We start from the raw sequence: 18,753 nt of genomic DNA, 5'->3' as shown, positions 1-18,753 counted from the left end.
ATGGATGGGCAGGATGAGTCTTGTTCATCCCCATTTTACCCTCCATTTTTACAAGTTGCCAAATTCTCACCAACCAAATTTGGCAACGTCCTTACGTACTCATGACAGTACGCCCCATGACGCACGCATGGTTATTCAAACCATGACTGACGTGCTGCCATAATCAGCTTGCCCGCCAGCTCACTGCCCATACCTTCGATGTCTTCGATGTCAAACACCGCTTGTTCGGCTAGGTCGTCAAGGGTAATGATGTCACGCTCCGCCAATTTATAAGCAATGGCAGGAGTCATCTCTTCTAGGGCAAGTAGCTCGCCACTAGGTTCTTTGATGTTTTGCTGTTTGATAAGTTCATCATTGATGATGACTTCTTTGGCACGATCTTGAATGGCACCGATGGTCTCATCATCCAAGCCGTCAATGTCATAGAAAGTCTCAGCAGGCACATAAGCCACTTCTTCGATGGTGGTAAAACCAATCTCCGCCAACGCTTCCGCCAAATCTCTATCCACTTCCAAACGCTCGTAGAACAGCGTGATAATCGCCTCAGACTCGCTTTTTTGGCGTTCTAGGTATTCAGATTCTAGCATCATGTTAAGCTTATAGCCGGTCAAATCAGACGCCAGACGCACGTTTTGACCTTGTGAGCCGATGGCACGAGCCAACTGGTCGTTCGCCCCAAAGATGATGTCGGCAGTTTGGTTATCTTCATCTAGCACGATACTAGACACATCCGCAGGCTCCAATGAGCTGATGATGTACTGGGCAGGGTCATCGCTCCACACCACGACATCGATACGCTCGCCATCTAGCTCTTGTTGCACCGCTTGGATACGAGTGCCACGCATGCCGATACACGCCCCCACAGGGTCGATACGGCTGTCGCCTGTTTTTACCGAGATTTTGGCACGCAAACCAGGCAGACGAGCCACATCACGAATCTCAATAATCCCTTCGCTAATCTCAGGGACTTCTTTGGTCATCAAGGCAACAAGCATCTCATTGCTCGTACGAGATAGCACGAGCTGACTGCCACGCCCATCACGATTGACCTTGGCAAGTAGTGCCGTCACACGGCTCTTAGGGCGTAGCATTTCACGGGGCAAGGTTTGGTCTTTGGCAAGATAACCCTCCGCCCCGTCGCCTAAGTCAATGACATAACCATCACGGCTTGCTTTTTTGACTTCGCCCGTGATAAGCTCGCCCACACGAGCTTCAAAAGCATCGGCAATCAAGGCACGCTCGGCTTCACGGATTTTTTGGATGATGACCTGCTTGGCTTGGGTAGCGGCAATACGTCCAAACTCAATGGACTCAATCTGCTCTTCGATGATGTCGCCAATTTGGTATTCGTTTTCGTCCAAATCGCTAATCGCCTTTTGGCAAGCAGGCATCTCATGGTCTTCATCTGCCACCACCGTCCAGTAGCGATAAGTGTCATAGTCGCCTGTCTTACGGTCAATGGCAACACGCACCGCTACCTCGGGTTGGTCGGTGTAGACTTTTTTCTTGGTTGAGAAAACAAGTGCTTGTTCAATCGCCCCAAAAATATCATCAGGGTCAAGCCCTTTTTCATTACTGACGGTCTCAACAACGGTCAAAATCTCACGGCTCATCTTATCTACCTTTTTGGTTAAATTTTAGTCTTGATAAATCAAATTGGCTTTATCCACATTATCAAAAGCGATGTCAAATTCTAGTTTATCTTCGGTGACCACATTCATGCTCGTCTCACTCGCACTCACCAGACGACCGACGACCTTACGGCGTTTGGTGTCGCCTTGTCCGATGGCGTGAATCAGACGCAAACTGACGGTCTCTCCCACAAACATCGCCACCTGCTTGGGGGTAAACAGCGGACGGTCAAAGCCAGGGCTTGACACTTCTAGCACATACTCGCCTGCGATGGGGTCATGCACTTCTAGTACGCCTGAGACTTGGTGATTGACCGCTGAGCAGTCCTCGATGGTGATATGCTCACCACGCTCACGGGCATCGGCATTGACTTCAATATAAATACGGAGCAGTGATTTACGCCCTTGGGGCATAAACTCAATCCCCCAAAGCTCTACGCCACAAGCGGACACCGCAGGGGCAATCATTTGGGTAAGTTCAGCAATCTTGCTAGACGGTTTCATTTTGGCTTGGTTAATCCTATGTTAAAGCACAAATTAAAAATCAAAAAGAGTTAGGGCGTGTTGAACATTGATAACATTTTATTGGAGTTTGATAAAATTTGATGGTTTAGTCTATTTTTGCATGAAAAATGGCTAAATCTGGTTTTTCTGCGTCAAAAACTTGTCTGATAGAATGACTATCAGCCTGCATTTTTTCCTTGAAAAACGGGCGATTTTTCTCATTTTTCATGGCAAATACTAATATTCAACACGCCCTAGGCGGTTTGGCAAATTGCAAATACAAAAAAACCCACAAAACACGTTGGTGGGCTAAAATCATTGCTCGCCGACATCTTAACCATGTTTACTTTATCAATTTAAAAAAATGATAAATTTATGGAAAGATACCTTATTTTACAATTTTATAAATAATTTTAAATAAGGATTTAAAAAAATGGTAGCGGGGGCTGGATTTGAACCAACGACCTTCGGGTTATGAGCCCGACGAGCTACCAGACTGCTCCACCCCGCATCAATTTAGAACGCCATTATAGCATGGTTTTTGGTATTGTCAAGAGAAAATTTGATTTTCTTTGCGATTTTTATTATTTTTCATGACAAATGTAAAAGGCAGGCACACCCTGATTTGTTTATAAAATAAATCATCGCCCGTTTAGGTCATTTTCTTACACGCTTTAATTGAATTTGCTAATCCATGCCCCACTCTCAACTTTGTACAGTCCATTGATTTACCAAGGGTAAATTGCAATTTGCCCCCACAATCTGAAAAATAATCATTAAAAAATCAATGGTTCATAAATTTAAATTGGGAGTCGGGTTAATCCATCTTTGACAAATCCATCTTAGGGTCAAGCTGATACACCAAAAACGTCCCAAGCGACACCAGTGCCGTGATAACAATACCCAGCTTTAACACAGGACTGACATCAAACAGGCTTAGCAGTAACCCCCCAAAAATCCCCACGCTAAACTGCAATGCCCCTTGCATGGCAGACGCCATACCTGCCCGCTTTTTTTGATACGCCAAAGCGATGGCGGTAGCGTTAGGCTGAGTAAACCCAAGCCCTGCAATACAGCAAAATATCGCCATAAACACCAGCGGAAAATACGCAAGCCCCGTCAATGCCAGCATCAGCAGACAACTGGCAGAGACAAGTTGCATGAGAGCCCCAAAGCGTAGCAGCTGCACAAGGCGAAAACGACTGGTCAAAAACTGATTGACCTGCGTTAAGGCGATAAAACCAAAGGCATTCGCCCCAAAAGCGATGGCGAACTGTTTTTCAGACAAGCCAAAATTGACCATAAACAGCTCACTGGAAATGGACAAATAAATGAAAAATGCCCCTTGTAGCACGCCCCCTGCAACCGCAGGAATGATGAACGTCTTGTCCTTGGCTAAGTCAAGATAAGAGGCAAAAGTTTGGCTGATGGGCTTGGTATTGCGATTTTCTGGAACGAGTGTTTCTTTTAAAAACAGCTTGGTCAAGATGATATTAAATACCCCATAACCCGCCAAAAACCAAAACAGAGCATGCCAGTCGGCAAATCCCAAAATCAATGCCCCCAAACTCGGGGCAAGTATCGGAGCCAATCCCATGACCAGCACCATAAGGCTAAACGCCCTTGCCCCCTGTATTGGGTTTAGGGTGTCACGAATGGCGGCACGGGTTACCACGGCCGTCACGCACGCCCCCAACGCCTGCAACGTACGGGCGGCAAACAGCACCAGCTCGCTCGTGGTGGTCGCACAGATGACGGACGCAATCACAAATATCGTCATACCCATGTACATGGGTAGCACTCGCCCGACACGGTCAGAAAACGGTCCATAAAACAGCTGTCCAAACACCAAACCAATAAAGTAAAACGGCACTGATTTGGACACCTCGGACACACTCACGCCAAAATCATCCGCCATGGTTGGCAGAGCAGGCAGATACATGTCAATGGCAAGCGGACCGATGGCAATCATCACGCCCATCATCATCACCCACAGGGTGGGAAAGGGCTTGGCGTGTGCGGCTTGGTCTTGGGAATTATTATGTGGCATATCAATATCACTTATCTTAATGCTGACTGATGGGTGTGGTTATTGGTTATTATTATGCCAATCAGCCAAAATTTTTTAAAAACAAACAAGAAAATCCGACTATTTTACCATGATTTGCCCCTTTTGACGGTAAAAAATTGCAATACCGACATTGACATTTTAACCTTAAAAATTTTCATCATATATTGAAAACATTGAAATTGATTAATCCTAAACTTTTTGTTATAGTAACGCACTCTTTATCACCATTTATCATCATACACCATGACCACGCACCAAACCGACCTAGCCCACGCCATTAACCACACGCCCATGAGTGCCTACCAGTGGCTCATCGTTGCCTTAGCTGTTATTCTAAATATGCTAGACGGCTTTGATGTGCTGGCGATTGCCTTTACCGCCAAAAGCATTCAGAGCGAGCTTGGGCTGACAGGGGCAGAGATTGGCACGCTCATGAGTGCAGGCTTTATTGGCATGGCGATTGGCTCTATGGGGCTGGCTCCCTTGGCGGATAAATTTGGCAGACGTCCGCTACTTATCATCGCAACCGCCCTATCGGCGGTGGGTATGCTGATGACTTATTTTTCGCACAGTGTGGAAAGTATCGGCTTTTGGCGTGTGATAACAGGGCTTGGCGTGGGCGGTATTTTGCCATGCACCAACGTCATCGTGAGCGAATACGCCAACCAAAAATGGCGTGGGCTTGCCATTGCCATTTATGCGTGTGGCTTTGGGGTGGGTGCAATGCTCGGCGGTCTGTCGGCGGTCATGCTCCAAGATGAGTTCGGCTTTCGCTCGGTGTTTATGACAGGGGCAGTTTTAACGGGGCTGGCACTCATTGCACTCATCGCCCTATTGCCTGAATCGGTGGATTTTTTAAATCAAAAACAACCTGCCAACGCCCTTGCCAAACTCACCAACATCGCCCACAAAATCGGCAAACAAGGCAACTGGCAACTGCCCGCCCAAACCCAATCCGCCAAACCCAAAGCCCCCATTAGCCAGCTCTTTGCCAAAGGTCAATTAAAGACCACTCTACTCATTTGGGTAGCGTTCATTGCCGTGATGTCGTCTTTTTATTTTATCAGCTCGTGGACACCTGCCCTACTAGAATCATCAGGGCTTGCCAAAGAACAAAGCCAAAAGGTCGGTATGGCAATCAGCATTGGCGGTACAATAGGCTCGCTCATCTTTGGCTTTTTGGTGAGTAAATTTGCCCCCAAATCCACGCTCATGGCATTTGTCGTGCTGTCGTCCCTTGCCATTATCGGCTTTGTGTTTAGTCCCACTTTGACGCTTGCCCTTGTCTTTGCCATTTTGGTCGGTAGCCTTGTCAATGGCTGTATCACAGGGCTATACACCATTAACCCCACGCTGTACGCCCCTGAATTTAGAAGTACAGGGGTCGGCACGGCAATCGGCGTGGGACGGATTGGTTCTATCGTCTCGCCCATTTTGGCAGGCAAGCTCTTGGACATGGGTATTGGTAAAGATGATTTGTATCTGGGGGCGAGTGGGTTTATTTTGCTTGCGGTGGTGGCATTGTATTTTTTAAAGCCGAATGAGCGTTGATTTTTTGACTATCAGTAAAAAAATTATTGACTTAGTAAATTTTTTGTATATAATATCCTTTATCGGACGAGATGAATCATCTCGATGCGTCTTTAAAAGATAAAACCTAATATGTTGAACTGCTACGTGGCACTTATTTAAGTGTCGGTTATCTTTCTTGGATAATCTACTTTCGGGCAAATCGGCGTTCTCCCAAACGCAGAACGTAAGCCTAACGGAGTACTGGGTTGGCTAGGCAACTGCCAACCCAGCCATTGAGAAAGCAACCTGTACTATCCAAAGCATTCCTTATCGGTTCAATATTATATTGGCAACTGGTGTAATTTTGCACCGTTAATATAAAGGTTTTTAAAATGAAAAACAATCTTTTAAAGCAGACCATTGAAGAGTTAAAAAAACTTCAGTTGGAAATGCATGATACTTTGGATAGTGGTAGAAAGGCAAAACTTGAGAAAATCATTCAAGACCTTGAAAATTGTCAGAATGTTAAAAATGAAGACATATTAAGAAGGCTTGGCAATGTCATTGGTATTATTCTTCGCTTTGTCATCTTAAATGAAGGTTCAGAAATATTAAATCAATTTTTTGAATATGCACATAAAGATGAATGATTTTTTATTTTGCTGAAATACAGCAGGTTGCTTTTATTTATTATTTTTTTAATCTTAAAACAAAGAAATCCTAATTATGAATATTGGCAAAGCAATTAAACTATGTCGCAACCAAAAAGGCTTTACTAAAACTAAATTAGCAGAAATTTCTGGATTGTCTATTTCCTACTTGACTCTTTTAGAGCAAGGAAAAAGAGATCCCAATATTTCGTCCATTGAAAAAATATGCAGTGCTTTGGACATACCAACAACCATTTTAATATTTTTGGCAACGGAAAATGATGAAAGAAAAAATATCAGTCCTGAGTTGTCAGAAAAATTATCTTATCTCGCCCTATCCTTAATGAACGAATCAAATGGATAACAATACGTTTCACTACCCTTATAAACCAATAGCCAACCTAAAAAGTCTGGCTCTGTCTTTGGATATCACTCTAGAAAGATTGCTATTCTTACAAAAAAATTCAGATAACTTCTTCTTTTTGCAAGGAAGAGTCAAAAAAGAAGACGGCTCTTTTCGTGAAACTTATGATGTAAAAGAAGAATTAAAAAAAGTACATGCAAAAATCGTTAAAAATTTTTTCAATGTATTGAAATTTCCTAGCTATTTGCATGGCGGAATCAAAAAGAGGGATTATATCACCAATGCAAAACAACACCTACAACCGAAAACTATTATTAGTGAAGATATAAAAAACTTTTTCCCTAGCATCACCAAGAATTTAGTTTATCAAATTTGGAGTAACTTCTTTAAATTCTCTCATGAGGTAGCAGAATGTTTGGCGGAAATAACTACTTTTAAAGGCTCTTTAGTTCAAGGCAGCAAGGTAAGTGGTTATATTGGTAATTTAGTTTTATGGCAGAGAGAACCTAAGCTGGTCGAAGAGTTTGGCAAAAAAGGTTGGATTTATACCCGATTTGTAGATGATATAACAATTTCCAGTAAAAGAATATTAAGCAACAAAGAGAAATCAGAAATTATCTCTAAAGTTTATGGTTTATTAGCAAGTATCAATGTTAAACCAAATCGCAAAAAACATTCTATTATGAAAAATGGCAAAGATAGGCAAAAAGTTACCCAAATCAATGTTTCTACACAACGTCTAACTTTAAGCAAAAAAGAGCGTAATTCTATTCGCTCAGAAGTTTATTTTTGTGAAAAATTTTATAAAAATTACAATAAGGAAGAATATAAAAAATTATACAACAGCATAAAAGGAAAGGTGTATAATTTAAGAAGATTTCATCAAGATGAAGCTGATAAATTATTAAATAAGCTCAATAAGATAGCCCCTTAAATACTTTACAAAAAAGCTTTCCTTTTAACTATTTCTAAAATCATGTTACAATACCAAACCAATGGTAAGTTATTTTTTGTAATTTTGTAACATTTTTTTAACCAACCCAAAGAGAGTAAGCCATGAGCCAACTTTTCCCAAATGCAAAACCCCGCAATGTCGCCCCTTATCGTAATGATGTGGTCGGCTCGTTTTTGCGTACTGAGTCTTTAATGAATGCCAAAGCCAAGCTAAATGCTGGCGAGATAAGCCAAGATGAGTACGATGTTATTCTAAAAGATGAAATTGGCAAACTGGTCGCCAAACAAAAAGAAAACGGCTTGCACGCTGTCACGGACGGTGAGTTTAGCCGTGTGTGGTGGCATTTGGACTTTATGGCGGAATTGGACGGCGTGGAATGGGTAGAGACCGAGAATTTTTCGGTGCAATTTAAGGACGCCAAACCAAAAAGTTATAGCGTCAAAATCGTGGATAAGATTGATTTTTCGGACTCACACCCCTTTGTCAAAGCCTACCAAATCCTAAAAGATTGTGCTGGCGACACCCCCACCAAATTCACCATTCCATCGCCTTCTATGCCACACCTTGTGGCGTGCGTGCGTGATGTGAACTATGAGCCGATTGAACGATACAAAGACGAGAGCGTCCTATATCAAGACATTGCAGACGCTTACATCAAAGCCATGCACAAGTTTTATGAGATGGGTTTGCGTAACCTACAACTCGACGACACCAGTTGGGGGCAGTTTTGTGCGTTGGACAAAAAGGCAGAATTTGCCAAACGAGGCATTGATTTTGACAAATTGGCGGTCGATTATGTCGCCATGCTAAACCGCATCGTGGACGCCAAACCTGCCGACATGCAAATCACCATGCACATCTGTCGTGGCAACTTCCGCTCAACGTGGTTCTCAGAAGGCGGTTATGCTCCGATTGCCGAGGTGCTGTTTGGTACGTGCCGAGTGGACGGCTTTTTCTTGGAATATGACAGCGAGCGAGCAGGCGACTTTGCCCCACTTGCCCACATCAAAGACCAACAAGTCGTGCTAGGCTTAGTAACTTCAAAAACAGGCGACCTTGAAAACAAAGACGACATCATCGCCCGTATCCGTGAGGCCACGCAATACGTGGACATTAACCAACTATGCCTATCGCCACAATGCGGATTTGCGTCCACAGAAGAAGGTAACATCCTAACCGAAGAAGCTCAATGGGCGAAGGTGAAGATGATTAGAGAGATTGCTGATGAAGTTTGGGGTGAATGATTTCCCTAAAAATAATTGTTTTTAAATAACAAACAAAAAGCGAAACTGACCAATTTGGCAGTTTCGCTTTTTTATAGTCAAACAAATTTTGAAATAAGACAAGGAAAACGAGCGAAGTTGTACAAGTAGTACTACGAGCGAGTTTGACGCAGTATTGTTTCAAAGTTGGCAGACTATATTTAAGTTTATTGGCAAAACAAAACCATCATACCCTACCCCCAAGGGCTAATAGCAGGATTATCATGCGTTGATTACAATGGCAAGACCATTCACCGTCCAAGGATAATTTATGTCCACTTCTATCAACTGGCAATCTGATGATGAACAAGTTCAGAAAAATCAGCGTCGTGCTTACGACGACATGCGAGCACGCTGTCCCATCGCCCATGATGATAAGCTCGGTTATAGCGTGTTTTCTCATGCCGATGTCATGCACATTCTAAACAACCCTACGACATTTTCCAATCACGTCTCAGAACGTCATATCGCTGTGCCAAACGGCATGGACGCACCTGTTCATACGGCATTTCGTGCGATTAATGATAAATATTTCACCGCCGACCGCATGGCGAGATTTCGCCCCATCGCCAAAGAGCTGATTGACAGCTTAGTAAGCCAACTGCCCAAGGATCAGCCCATTAACATCATGGCAGAGTTTGCCAAAACTTATGCTGTCAAGCTACAAAATGCCTTTATGGGCTGGGGCGATGAGACCGAAGCGCCGCTGAACGCATGGATTGAGAAAAACCGCAAAGCCACACTAAGCCAAAATCGGGATGAGATTGCCAGTGTCGCCTTAGAATTTGACAGTTATATCAAGGCGATTTTGGATGACAAGCGGACAAAACGCCCTGATGATGTGACCTTTGAATTGATGAACGACGTAGTCATGCTGTCACAAGGCAAGCGAGTAATGAGCGATGAAGAGCTTGTCTCACTCATTCGTAACTGGACAGTGGGCGAGCTGTCCACCATGTCGTCAGCGGTCGGGATTATTTTTGAATTTTTTATTCATCATCCTGATGTCTTGACTCATCTAAAAGCCAACCCCCAAGACATTGATAATGCCGTCTTAGAAATACTGCGTTTACACGACCCGCTCATCACCAACAGACGACGCACCACCTGCCCTGTCACTCTACATGGCGTGGACATTCCCAAAGATGCCAAAATCACGATTAACTGGCAGTCTGCCAACCGTGACCCCGAAGCCTTTCATCAAGCGGACAGTTTTGAGCCATACCGAAGCCAAGCTAACAATCTGGTCTATGGACATGGCATTCATGTCTGCCCTGGTAAGCCATTGGCACAGCTTGAACTAGGGCTATTAGTAGAGTGCTTGGCAGAGCAGGTGGGTAAGATTCGCCCTGCGTCTGATGACTACTTTGACCATGCCATCTATCCTGCGTCAGGTTTTAGTCGTTTGGAAGTCATACTTCATTGACTTCACCCCTTTTTTCCTTTTCCAAAAACCCAAACCCCCCACCATCTCTGGCAGGGGGTTTGGTTTTGACTATTAGTCTTGTTTACTCTTAAGCCAATCTTGTTAGATTAGTTCTTAACGTTAGCAACAACACCAGCACCTACGGTACGACCACCTTCACGGATGGCGAAGCGTAGACCTTTGTCCATAGCGATTGGGTGGATAAGCTCAACACTCATCTCAACGTTGTCACCAGGCATAACCATTTCAGTACCTTCTTGTAGAGTAATGGCACCAGTTACGTCAGTGGTACGGAAGTAGAACTGTGGACGATAGCCATTTAGGAATGGGGTGTGACGACCACCTTCTTCTTTTGACAGTACGTATACTTCTGCATCAAATTGGGTGTGAGGGGTGATTGAACCGGGCTTAGCAAGTACTTGGCCACGTTGAACTTCTTCACGCTTAGTACCACGTAGAAGGATACCACAGTTTTCACCTGCACGACCTTCGTCTAGTAGCTTACGGAACATCTCAACACCAGTACAGGTAGTCTTGGCAGTGTCTTTGATACCAACGATTTCAACTTCATCGCCTACTTTGATGATACCAGATTCAACACGACCAGTTACCACAGTACCACGACCAGAGATTGAGAATACGTCTTCGATTGGCATTAGGAATGCTTTATCGATGTCACGCTCAGGCTCAGGGATGTAGCTGTCTAGGGTGTCTAGTAGTTCTAGGATGGCAGGCTCGCCGTATTGACCAGCGTCACCGTTTAGACCTAGAAGAGCAGAACCTTTGATGATTGGGGTGTCATCACCTGGGAAGTCGTAGTCAGACAGAAGTTCACGTACTTCCATTTCTACCAGTTCTAGTAGTTCTTCGTCATCTACTAGGTCGCACTTGTTCATGAATACCATGATGTAAGGTACGCCAACCTGACGAGATAGAAGGATGTGCTCACGAGTTTGTGGCATAGGACCGTCGGTGGCAGCAACAACTAGGATAGCACCGTCCATTTGAGCAGCACCAGTAATCATGTTTTTAACATAGTCGGCGTGACCGGGGCAGTCTACGTGTGCATAGTGACGGTTAGCAGTGTCGTACTCGATGTGAGAGGTATTAATGGTAATACCACGAGCTTTTTCTTCAGGCGCTGAGTCAATGGCAGCGTAGTCTTTTGCTTCACCACCGTGGTGCTTAGCAGCAACAGTTGCGATAGCAGCAGTTAGGGTAGTTTTACCGTGGTCAACGTGACCGATGGTACCAACGTTTACGTGTGGTTTGTTACGTTCGAATTTGGCTTTGGCCATGATAATATCCTTTTGATTCGTGCAAACTGCACAAGGTTTTGATAAATGATTGTTTTGGCTTGCCACTTATGGACAAACCAAAACGGATTTAAGTGAGATGATTATGATTACTCATCATCATCTTTGGCAGTGAATTTCTTGATAATCTCGTCTGCCACATTCTTAGGCGTTTCTTGGTATTTGGCAAATTCCATAGAGTAAGTTGCACGACCTTGAGACATAGAACGCATTTGGGTGGCATAGCCGAACATTTCAGCCAATGGTACTTCTGCACGGATGGCTTTGGTGCCACCAGGCAAGTCGCCCATGCCTTGAACCACGCCACGACGACGGTTAAGGTCGCCCATGATGTCGCCCATGTAGTCTTCTGGGGTCTCAACTTCTACTTTCATGATAGGCTCTAGCAGGGCAGGAGATGCTTGCATAAAGCCTTTCTTGAATGCGATAGAACCCGCCATTTTAAACGATAGCTCGTCAGAGTCCACGTCATGGTAAGAACCATCATATAGGGTCGCTTTAACGTTAACGACTGGATAGCCTGCCAGAACGCCGTTCTTCATACGCTCTTGGATACCTTTATCTACCGCACCGTGGTATTCTTTTGGTACAACACCGCCCACGATTTCTTCAGCAAATTCGTATTCCACATCACCTTCTGGGTCAAGTGGCTCAAGACGTAGCCATACATGACCAAACTTACCACGACCACCTGTTTGACGAACAAACTTACCTTCAACTTCAACCGTTTGACGGATGGTTTCACGGTAGGCAACCTGTGGTGCACCGATGTTCGCTTCAACGTTAAATTCACGCTTCATACGGTCAACGATGATGTCAAGGTGCAATTCACCCATACCAGAGATAATGGTCTGACCACTCTCTTCGTCTGTACGTACACGGAACGAAGGGTCTTCTTTGGCTAGACGACCTAGAGCGATAGACATTTTTTCTTGGTCGGCTTTGGTTTTTGGCTCAACCGCTAGCGAAATAACTGGGTCTGGGAATTCCATGCGTTCCAAGGTGATGATGTTGTCATTATCACACAAGGTATCGCCCGTGGTTACGTCTTTTAGACCCACAAATGCGACGATGTCGCCCGCACGAACTTCATCAACTTCGTTTTGGCTGTTGGCATGCATCTCAACGATACGACCGATACGCTCACGCTTCATCTTAACAGGGTTGTAAACGCTGTCGCCTTGTTTTGCCACACCTGAGTACACACGAACGAAAGTTAGGTTACCCACGTATTTGTCATTCATGATTTTGAATGCAAGGGCGGCAAATGGAGCGTCATCAGAAGACTCACGGCTGCCTTCGGTTTCATCTTTGTCATCTAGAATGCCTTTGATGGCCTCAACGTCAGTGGGGGCAGGCAAGAACTCGATGACGGCATCAAGCATACGCTGTACGCCTTTGTTTTTAAAGGCAGTACCACAAAGCATTGGCTGGATTTCACACGCTAGTGTACGAGCACGAAGACCTGCTACGATGTCTTCACGAGACAAGTCGCCCTCTTCTAGGTATTTGTCCATCAGCTCTTCTGATGACTCGGCAGCTGCTTCAACCATGTTGTTACGCCATTCGTTGGCAGTATCTACTAGGTCGGCAGGAATCTCGCCATATTCAAACTTCATGCCTTGAGATTCTACGTCCCAAATGATGGATTTCATCTCAAGCAGGTCAACAACACCTTCAAAGCTGTCTTCTGCACCGATTGGCACAACCACAGGCACAGGATTACCACCCAGACGGGTTTTAACTTGCTCAACCACACGGAAGAAATTAGCACCTGTTCTGTCCATTTTGTTAACAAAGGCAAGACGTGGCACTTTGTATTTGTTGGCTTGACGCCATACCGTCTCTGACTGAGGCTGTACACCACCAACCGCACAATACACCATGCATGCACCATCAAGTACACGCATAGAACGCTCAACTTCAATGGTAAAGTCAACGTGACCGGGGGTGTCGATTAGGTTAATGCGGTGTTCTGGGAACTGCTCAGACATGCCAGACCAAAAGCAAGTGGTCGCAGCAGAAGTAATGGTAATACCACGCTCTTGCTCTTGCTCCATCCAGTCCATCGTTGCAGCACCTTCGTGCACTTCGCCGATTTTGTGGCTTTTACCTGTGTAGAACAAAATACGCTCTGAGGTCGTGGTTTTACCTGCATCAATGTGTGCAGAAATACCGATGTTACGGTATCTATTTAAGGGGGTTTTACGTGCCATAATTTTTCCTAGAAAAATTGCGAGTAATTGGGTGTCAGTTTGTCATGATAAGACATAATCACGACCGCACCATGACAAACGACTGATATTGTTTGGCAAGTCAAATACGCTTTTAATAAAATTAGAAGCGGAAGTGCGAGAACGCTTTGTTAGCGTCAGCCATACGGTGAACGTCATCACGTTTTTTGATGGCAGCACCTTTACCTTCGGCGGCGTCATTTAGCTCGCCTGCTAGGCGTAGAGCCATAGACTTCTCAGAACGCTTAGCAGCAGCGTCAGCCAACCAACGCATGGCTAGGGCAGTACGACGGGAGGGACGGACTTCCATAGGCACTTGGTAGGTAGCACCACCAACACGGCGGGCTTTTACTTCCACCGTTGGGCGAACGCTTTCTAGCACTTCTTCAAAGAAAGCCACTGGGTCTTCGATGTTACGCTTGGCAGCAACGCTCTCTAACGCACCATAAACGATTTTTTCAGCGACTGATTTTTTGCCGTCAACCATAACGTGGTTGATGAATTTGGCGATGGTTTGGCTGCCGAACTTAGGATCAGGTAGAATTTCACGGGCAGCGACGACACGACGTCTTGGCATAATAGTTCCTTATGTCTTCAGGGTAAATCTGGCATACAATCTTAAACAAATCAAGCATTTAGCCAGCCTTACTGCATGATTGTGGGCATGGGGTAGATTAACACACATCATCACAAGCCATGCACAGGTTAAATTTGGGTTATTAAGCTAAATTACGCCTTAGGACGTTTAGCACCATACTTAGAACGACCTTGTTTACGGTCTTTAACGCCTGCACAGTCAAGTGCACCACGAACAGTGTGATAACGCACACCTGGTAGGTCTTTTACACGACCACCACGGATAAGCACAACGCTGTGCTCTTGTAGGTTATGACCTTCACCGCCGATGTAGCTAGATACTTCATAGCCAGAAGTTAGGCGAACACGACATACTTTACGCATGGCTGAGTTAGGTTTTTTTGGAGTCGTAGTATATACACGAGTACAAACGCCACGACGTTGTGGGCAAGCTTGTAGTGCAGGTACTTTTGACTTTTCTGTAATGGTCTTGCGACCCTTACGGATAAGTTGGTTTGTAGTTGCCATAGGCAATATCTCCCGTTAATTAAAAACTTGTTTTTGGCAAAATTGATTAATTTTTAGGCAAATTTGCACAAAAAACGCACTTATCCCAAATGGGATTTGGCATTATAATACTTTTATTTAAGAAAATCAAGGCATTTTAAAACAAAGGCAAAACCCAGTCTAAGCCGAGCTTTGCCTATTTTTTGATTTTAATCGCCTTGATACTCAACAGCGAGCATGGCATTTGTTTTAAAGGTCGTCATGGCGGTGCCGATAACTTCATCAATAAGTTCACGGTTGTAATACGCCCCCACCCCAACTGCGGAGATGGACGCCAAATGACGAAGCCAGCTTGTGTTGATGTTGTCAATGTCAATGCCGTATTTGTCGGCAAGCTTGTCCAAATGGGCAAGCTTTAACAGCTCATCGAAGTCTTTTATCGTGGTATTGGACGAGCTAAGTTTGACCAGCTCTTCTTTTAGACTACCCTCATCGGCATGAGCCAATACCCCGCCTGCCAACGCAAGGGCGGTCAGAATGACTTGTTTTTCTTGGAGTTTATCCAAATTCGCCCCTGACAGCACGCCATACGCCATTTTTATGCCGTCTTTGCCTGTCAATGGCACATCATAGACCACCGACAGCTGATACACTGTTCGCAGTGCCACAAGCAGTAGCCACGCGGTGTCCATAACCACGCCTTTTAGCCCAAAAAAGCCCGTCACACCGCCAGCCGTTGCCAAAGCTCGGTTTTGGTCGGCAAGGCTTTGAGCCAGCTCGTCCTTTTGGGCAGGGGTAAGCATTTTGGGGTCGGTAGGCACGGATTTGACCGCCCATGCACAAGCCAGCTCAGCAATCTTATGATAAATACTCTCTGAGACGGCATTTAGCTTGTCATCGGAGATGAATCTGCCTGCCAAGCCATGCACTGCTGTGACTTTTTTGCCCAAAATGGACTTAACAAAACTCCCACCAAGCGTTGAACCTTGGATGTAAAAGGGATGCTTGGTTGTAGCATCGACATCCAAATCCACGCTCTGATAGCTCTTGTCTTGATGACCGCGTCCTAAATAAGCACCTGCTGTGGCAAGTAGCCCGCCCAGACCTTTTAAAGCATGGGATTTTTCAACCGATTTGTCATTGGTTTTTTGTTCATGGGCTTGTTCATGCTCATCGGTGATCTTGTTGGCGTTTGGGTCATTGGTAGGTTGATGTTTTTCATCTTTATCTTGTTCTTTATGTTTATCCTGTTCTTTGCTCAATAAGTCCTCCGCCTTATCGAGCAGTTCATCGGCTTGTTTGGCGATCTGCTCGCTGATGCCATCTAAACTCTCTTTTGCCTGCTCTTTGGCGTCATCTAGTGTCTCTTTGGCACGCTCGGCAAGCGTTTGGGTGTTTTTTTGAACATCTTGCACCACCTTTTCTGCCTTATCCTGGACATCGCTTATGGTCTGTTGCAGTTCTTGTTTGGCATGGCTAAGTTTGTCATTGACCAGGCGTGCAGTCTCATCAGTGTCATCACCAGTAAGCTCTTGGAGATGTTCCTTGGCAGTTTGTAGCACCTGCTGTGCCTGTTGTTTTACCTGCTCTTTATTATCTAGGTCATCTAGCTGTTTTGCCAGCTCAGCAAGTTTGTGTTGGGCGGTCTCTTTGGCTATCTCTTGGGCGGATTTGGCGGTATTTTTGTCGTCATTGGCATGAGCATTCTTATTCTCATCACCCTTGTCATCTTTATCATTACCTTGATTCTCGTCACTAGGTTTTTGGTCACCATAATCATCATCGCCCATCTCATGAATGATATCCTTTGGTTCATCACTGCCAACCTTAACTACTGCCACATCTGATACATTGGCATTGGCGATGTCCACATCACTTGCAATCACCTCCACATCGCTGTGGCTTAACCCTTCTTGGTTGTCAATAAAATCGTGAACCACCGCCGTTTTTTTGGTGGTTTTGGGGTTTTTGGTGCGTGGGGTTTTTGGTGTACTCATAACTTCTCCTTAATATGAACAAATTAACATAGCATAAAAACTCATCATATCAAATTATCAAAAATTTGCTGTGCCAAATTGTAAAACAACGCTACAAAATGTAAAAGCCAGTCATTCACGCAAACTTGCCACACCCTAACATGGCACATTCAAACACCCAAAAATCCTACACCAGCCTAAGCCGACCCAACTTTTTTGTAAATGAACAGCAAAAATGATAGGTAATTGGCAAATTTTACCTTATAATAATTTCATTTGCTTTTTTGTATTTTTTTATTTTACCATGTCGCCATCTGCCGAAGCACGCCTAGCAGTCTTGATTGACGCTGATAATGCGTCCACAACCTACCTTGAAGCACTCATGAATGAGATTGCCACGCTTGGGCGGGCAAGCGTTCGCCGTGCTTATGGCGACTGGACAAAGCCCCAACTTGCCAGTTGGAAAAGCGTGCTGTTGTCACACTCCATTCAGCCCATGCAACAGTTCGCCTACACCTCGGGCAAAAACGCCACCGATTCGAGCCTGATTATTGACGCCATGGATTTGCTCTATACCGAGCGGTTTGATGGCTTTTGCCTTGTGTCATCTGATAGTGATTATACCCGCCTTGCCCAGCGTATCCGTGAGCAGGGTCTTATGGTGTATGGCTTTGGCAAACAGCACACGCCTAAGCCCTTTATGCAAGCCTGCGACCGCTTTACCTACCTAGAAGTCTTTGAAGAGCAGAAAAAGACCAGTAGCGTGGACTTTTATGACTCAGCCGACATGCTATTCTCAGGCGATAACCAATTCAAGCCTGTGGACGTGGCGATTGCATTGGTCAAAAGTGCCATCGCCACCATGGCAGACGAGCAAGGCTGGGCAAACATCGCCCCTGTCAAAAACTACATCCTAAAAGTGGAGCCTGATTTTGACGCTCGCCTGTTCCATTATGACAAATTTAGCGACTTCTTAAAGGCATATCCCCGCTACTTTGAGCTGACCGAACGCCACCCCAACGGCGACAATCACAAAGTGGTCTTCGTCCGCAATCGCCGTAACGACCTATTGACTGACGTTGAGCTGACCATTTGATGAGACGGGTGTTTTTGGGGGGCAGTTTTGACCCTGTGCATGACGGGCATTTGGCGATGATACGCCTTATCCATCATCGCCTATCATCTTTGGGTTTGCCCTTTGTCATCTCGTTTTTGCCCACCGCAGGCAACCCCTTTAAAGGCACACCCACCAACCCCACGCACCGCCTAAACATGCTGTCTTTGGCGTGTGATATATTAAAAAATCAAGACATTACCGCAAGCATTGACACATCAGAAATCCACCAAGTCCCACCCGTCTATACCATAGATACGGTGCGTGCATTGGCACAGCGTTATCCTGATGATGAGCGGATTTTTGTCATGGGGGGCGACAGTTTGGCAAGTCTGCATTTGTGGAGGGATTATAAAGAGCTTTTGGCGTACGTTAAAATTTGGGCGTTTGACAGAGCTGGCAGTGATGATGTCGTGGCTGATGTGTTGGCAAAGATGACTGATGATTTTGATAAATTTTTAAAAGATGATTTGTTAAAAACCAATAACTCTTTTAACACCAAAAGCATTTTTTATGACACATCGCCCGTGCCTGCCGTCTCGTCCACTCAAATCCGCCACGCCCTAGCCCAAAACGACAAACCATGTCATTTGCCTAAGCCGATTTTTGCTTATATTAAAACGCACGAGCTTTATAAAAGTGTGCTATAATAGAC

Annotated in this window: 17 protein-coding genes and 1 tRNA gene; 8 read left to right on the top strand and 10 right to left on the bottom strand. The window is 45.0% G+C overall.

Translation table 11 applies throughout. The annotated features are described in order from the left end of the window. Window positions 1–131 precede the first annotated feature (131 nt). The 5 genes from nusA to DX073_RS12965 form a co-directional block, all read right to left on the bottom strand. Window positions 132–1,613, bottom strand: coding sequence for a transcription termination factor NusA (nusA, locus tag DX073_RS12980; RefSeq protein ID WP_115008434.1), 1,482 nt, complete (start codon window positions 1,611–1,613; stop codon window positions 132–134). A 24-nt stretch (window positions 1,614–1,637) separates the two neighbouring features. Beyond that, complete coding sequence (gene rimP, locus DX073_RS12975) at window positions 1,638–2,135, bottom strand: ribosome maturation factor RimP (protein WP_029103945.1); 498 nt, start codon at window positions 2,133–2,135, stop codon at window positions 1,638–1,640. A gap of 106 nt (window positions 2,136–2,241) precedes the next feature. After that, window positions 2,242–2,364 carry a hypothetical protein gene (locus DX073_RS14815; protein ID WP_258556965.1) on the bottom strand — a complete coding sequence of 41 codons (123 nt, stop codon included), beginning with the start codon at window positions 2,362–2,364 and terminating at the stop codon, window positions 2,242–2,244. A 205-nt stretch (window positions 2,365–2,569) separates the two neighbouring features. Next, window positions 2,570–2,646, bottom strand: a tRNA-Met gene (locus DX073_RS12970). Between the two features lie 306 nt (window positions 2,647–2,952). Continuing rightward, complete coding sequence (locus tag DX073_RS12965; protein ID WP_258556964.1) at window positions 2,953–4,185, bottom strand: multidrug effflux MFS transporter; 1,233 nt, start codon at window positions 4,183–4,185, stop codon at window positions 2,953–2,955. 264 nt (window positions 4,186–4,449) lie between these two features. Here DX073_RS12965 and DX073_RS12960 point away from each other — a divergent pair, with 264 nt between their 5' ends. From DX073_RS12960 to DX073_RS12935, 6 genes are all read left to right on the top strand, one after another. Further along, the gene (locus tag DX073_RS12960; RefSeq protein ID WP_115008433.1) at window positions 4,450–5,757 is read left to right on the top strand and encodes an MFS transporter; all 1,308 of its coding nucleotides are present in this window, start codon (window positions 4,450–4,452) and stop codon (window positions 5,755–5,757) included. A 353-nt stretch (window positions 5,758–6,110) separates the two neighbouring features. Next, window positions 6,111–6,368, top strand: coding sequence for a hypothetical protein (locus tag DX073_RS12955; RefSeq protein ID WP_115008432.1), 258 nt, complete (start codon window positions 6,111–6,113; stop codon window positions 6,366–6,368). 76 nt (window positions 6,369–6,444) lie between these two features. Then, window positions 6,445–6,732 carry a helix-turn-helix domain-containing protein gene (locus DX073_RS12950; protein WP_065255233.1) on the top strand — a complete coding sequence of 96 codons (288 nt, stop codon included), beginning with the start codon at window positions 6,445–6,447 and terminating at the stop codon, window positions 6,730–6,732. Next, the gene (locus DX073_RS12945; protein ID WP_115008431.1) at window positions 6,725–7,666 is read left to right on the top strand and encodes a reverse transcriptase family protein; all 942 of its coding nucleotides are present in this window, start codon (window positions 6,725–6,727) and stop codon (window positions 7,664–7,666) included. Before DX073_RS12950 ends, DX073_RS12945 begins: the two co-directional genes overlap by 8 nt. Before the next feature lie 122 nt (window positions 7,667–7,788). Continuing rightward, complete coding sequence (locus DX073_RS12940; RefSeq protein ID WP_115008430.1) at window positions 7,789–8,931, top strand: 5-methyltetrahydropteroyltriglutamate--homocysteine S-methyltransferase; 1,143 nt, start codon at window positions 7,789–7,791, stop codon at window positions 8,929–8,931. Window positions 8,932–9,220: 289 nt separating this feature from the next. Continuing rightward, a complete protein-coding gene (locus DX073_RS12935; RefSeq protein WP_220186761.1) occupies window positions 9,221–10,375 on the top strand; it encodes a cytochrome P450 in 1,155 nt (384 codons plus the stop codon). Window positions 10,376–10,482: 107 nt separating this feature from the next. Here DX073_RS12935 and tuf read toward each other — a convergent pair whose 3' ends face one another. From tuf to DX073_RS12910, 5 genes are all read right to left on the bottom strand, one after another. After that, complete coding sequence (tuf, locus tag DX073_RS12930; RefSeq protein ID WP_115007405.1) at window positions 10,483–11,673, bottom strand: elongation factor Tu; 1,191 nt, start codon at window positions 11,671–11,673, stop codon at window positions 10,483–10,485. 107 nt (window positions 11,674–11,780) lie between these two features. Then, a complete protein-coding gene (gene fusA / locus DX073_RS12925; protein WP_115008429.1) occupies window positions 11,781–13,907 on the bottom strand; it encodes an elongation factor G in 2,127 nt (708 codons plus the stop codon). Between the two features lie 121 nt (window positions 13,908–14,028). Beyond that, window positions 14,029–14,502, bottom strand: coding sequence for a 30S ribosomal protein S7 (gene rpsG, locus DX073_RS12920; RefSeq protein ID WP_062500173.1), 474 nt, complete (start codon window positions 14,500–14,502; stop codon window positions 14,029–14,031). A 152-nt stretch (window positions 14,503–14,654) separates the two neighbouring features. After that, window positions 14,655–15,029, bottom strand: coding sequence for a 30S ribosomal protein S12 (rpsL, locus tag DX073_RS12915; RefSeq protein WP_029102685.1), 375 nt, complete (start codon window positions 15,027–15,029; stop codon window positions 14,655–14,657). Window positions 15,030–15,217: 188 nt separating this feature from the next. Beyond that, window positions 15,218–17,005, bottom strand: coding sequence for an EcsC family protein (locus DX073_RS12910; RefSeq protein WP_115008428.1), 1,788 nt, complete (start codon window positions 17,003–17,005; stop codon window positions 15,218–15,220). A 283-nt stretch (window positions 17,006–17,288) separates the two neighbouring features. On the opposite strand from DX073_RS12910, the gene DX073_RS12905 reads away from it, so the two are divergent. Together DX073_RS12905 and nadD are read left to right on the top strand one after the other, a co-directional pair. After that, on the top strand, window positions 17,289–18,080 hold the full coding sequence (locus DX073_RS12905) for an NYN domain-containing protein (RefSeq protein WP_115008572.1): 792 nt from the start codon (window positions 17,289–17,291) through the stop codon (window positions 18,078–18,080). Beyond that, window positions 18,080–18,748, top strand: coding sequence for a nicotinate (nicotinamide) nucleotide adenylyltransferase (gene nadD / locus DX073_RS12900; RefSeq protein ID WP_115008427.1), 669 nt, complete (start codon window positions 18,080–18,082; stop codon window positions 18,746–18,748). The genes DX073_RS12905 and nadD overlap by 1 nt, the downstream gene beginning before the upstream one ends. Window positions 18,749–18,753 lie beyond the last annotated feature (5 nt).

The organism is Moraxella lacunata, assembly GCF_900453205.1.
Taxonomy (GTDB): Bacteria; Pseudomonadota; Gammaproteobacteria; order Pseudomonadales; family Moraxellaceae; genus Moraxella; species Moraxella lacunata_B.
Note: the sequence above shows the minus strand (reverse complement) of the source record. Positions and strands in the feature narration are given on the sequence as shown.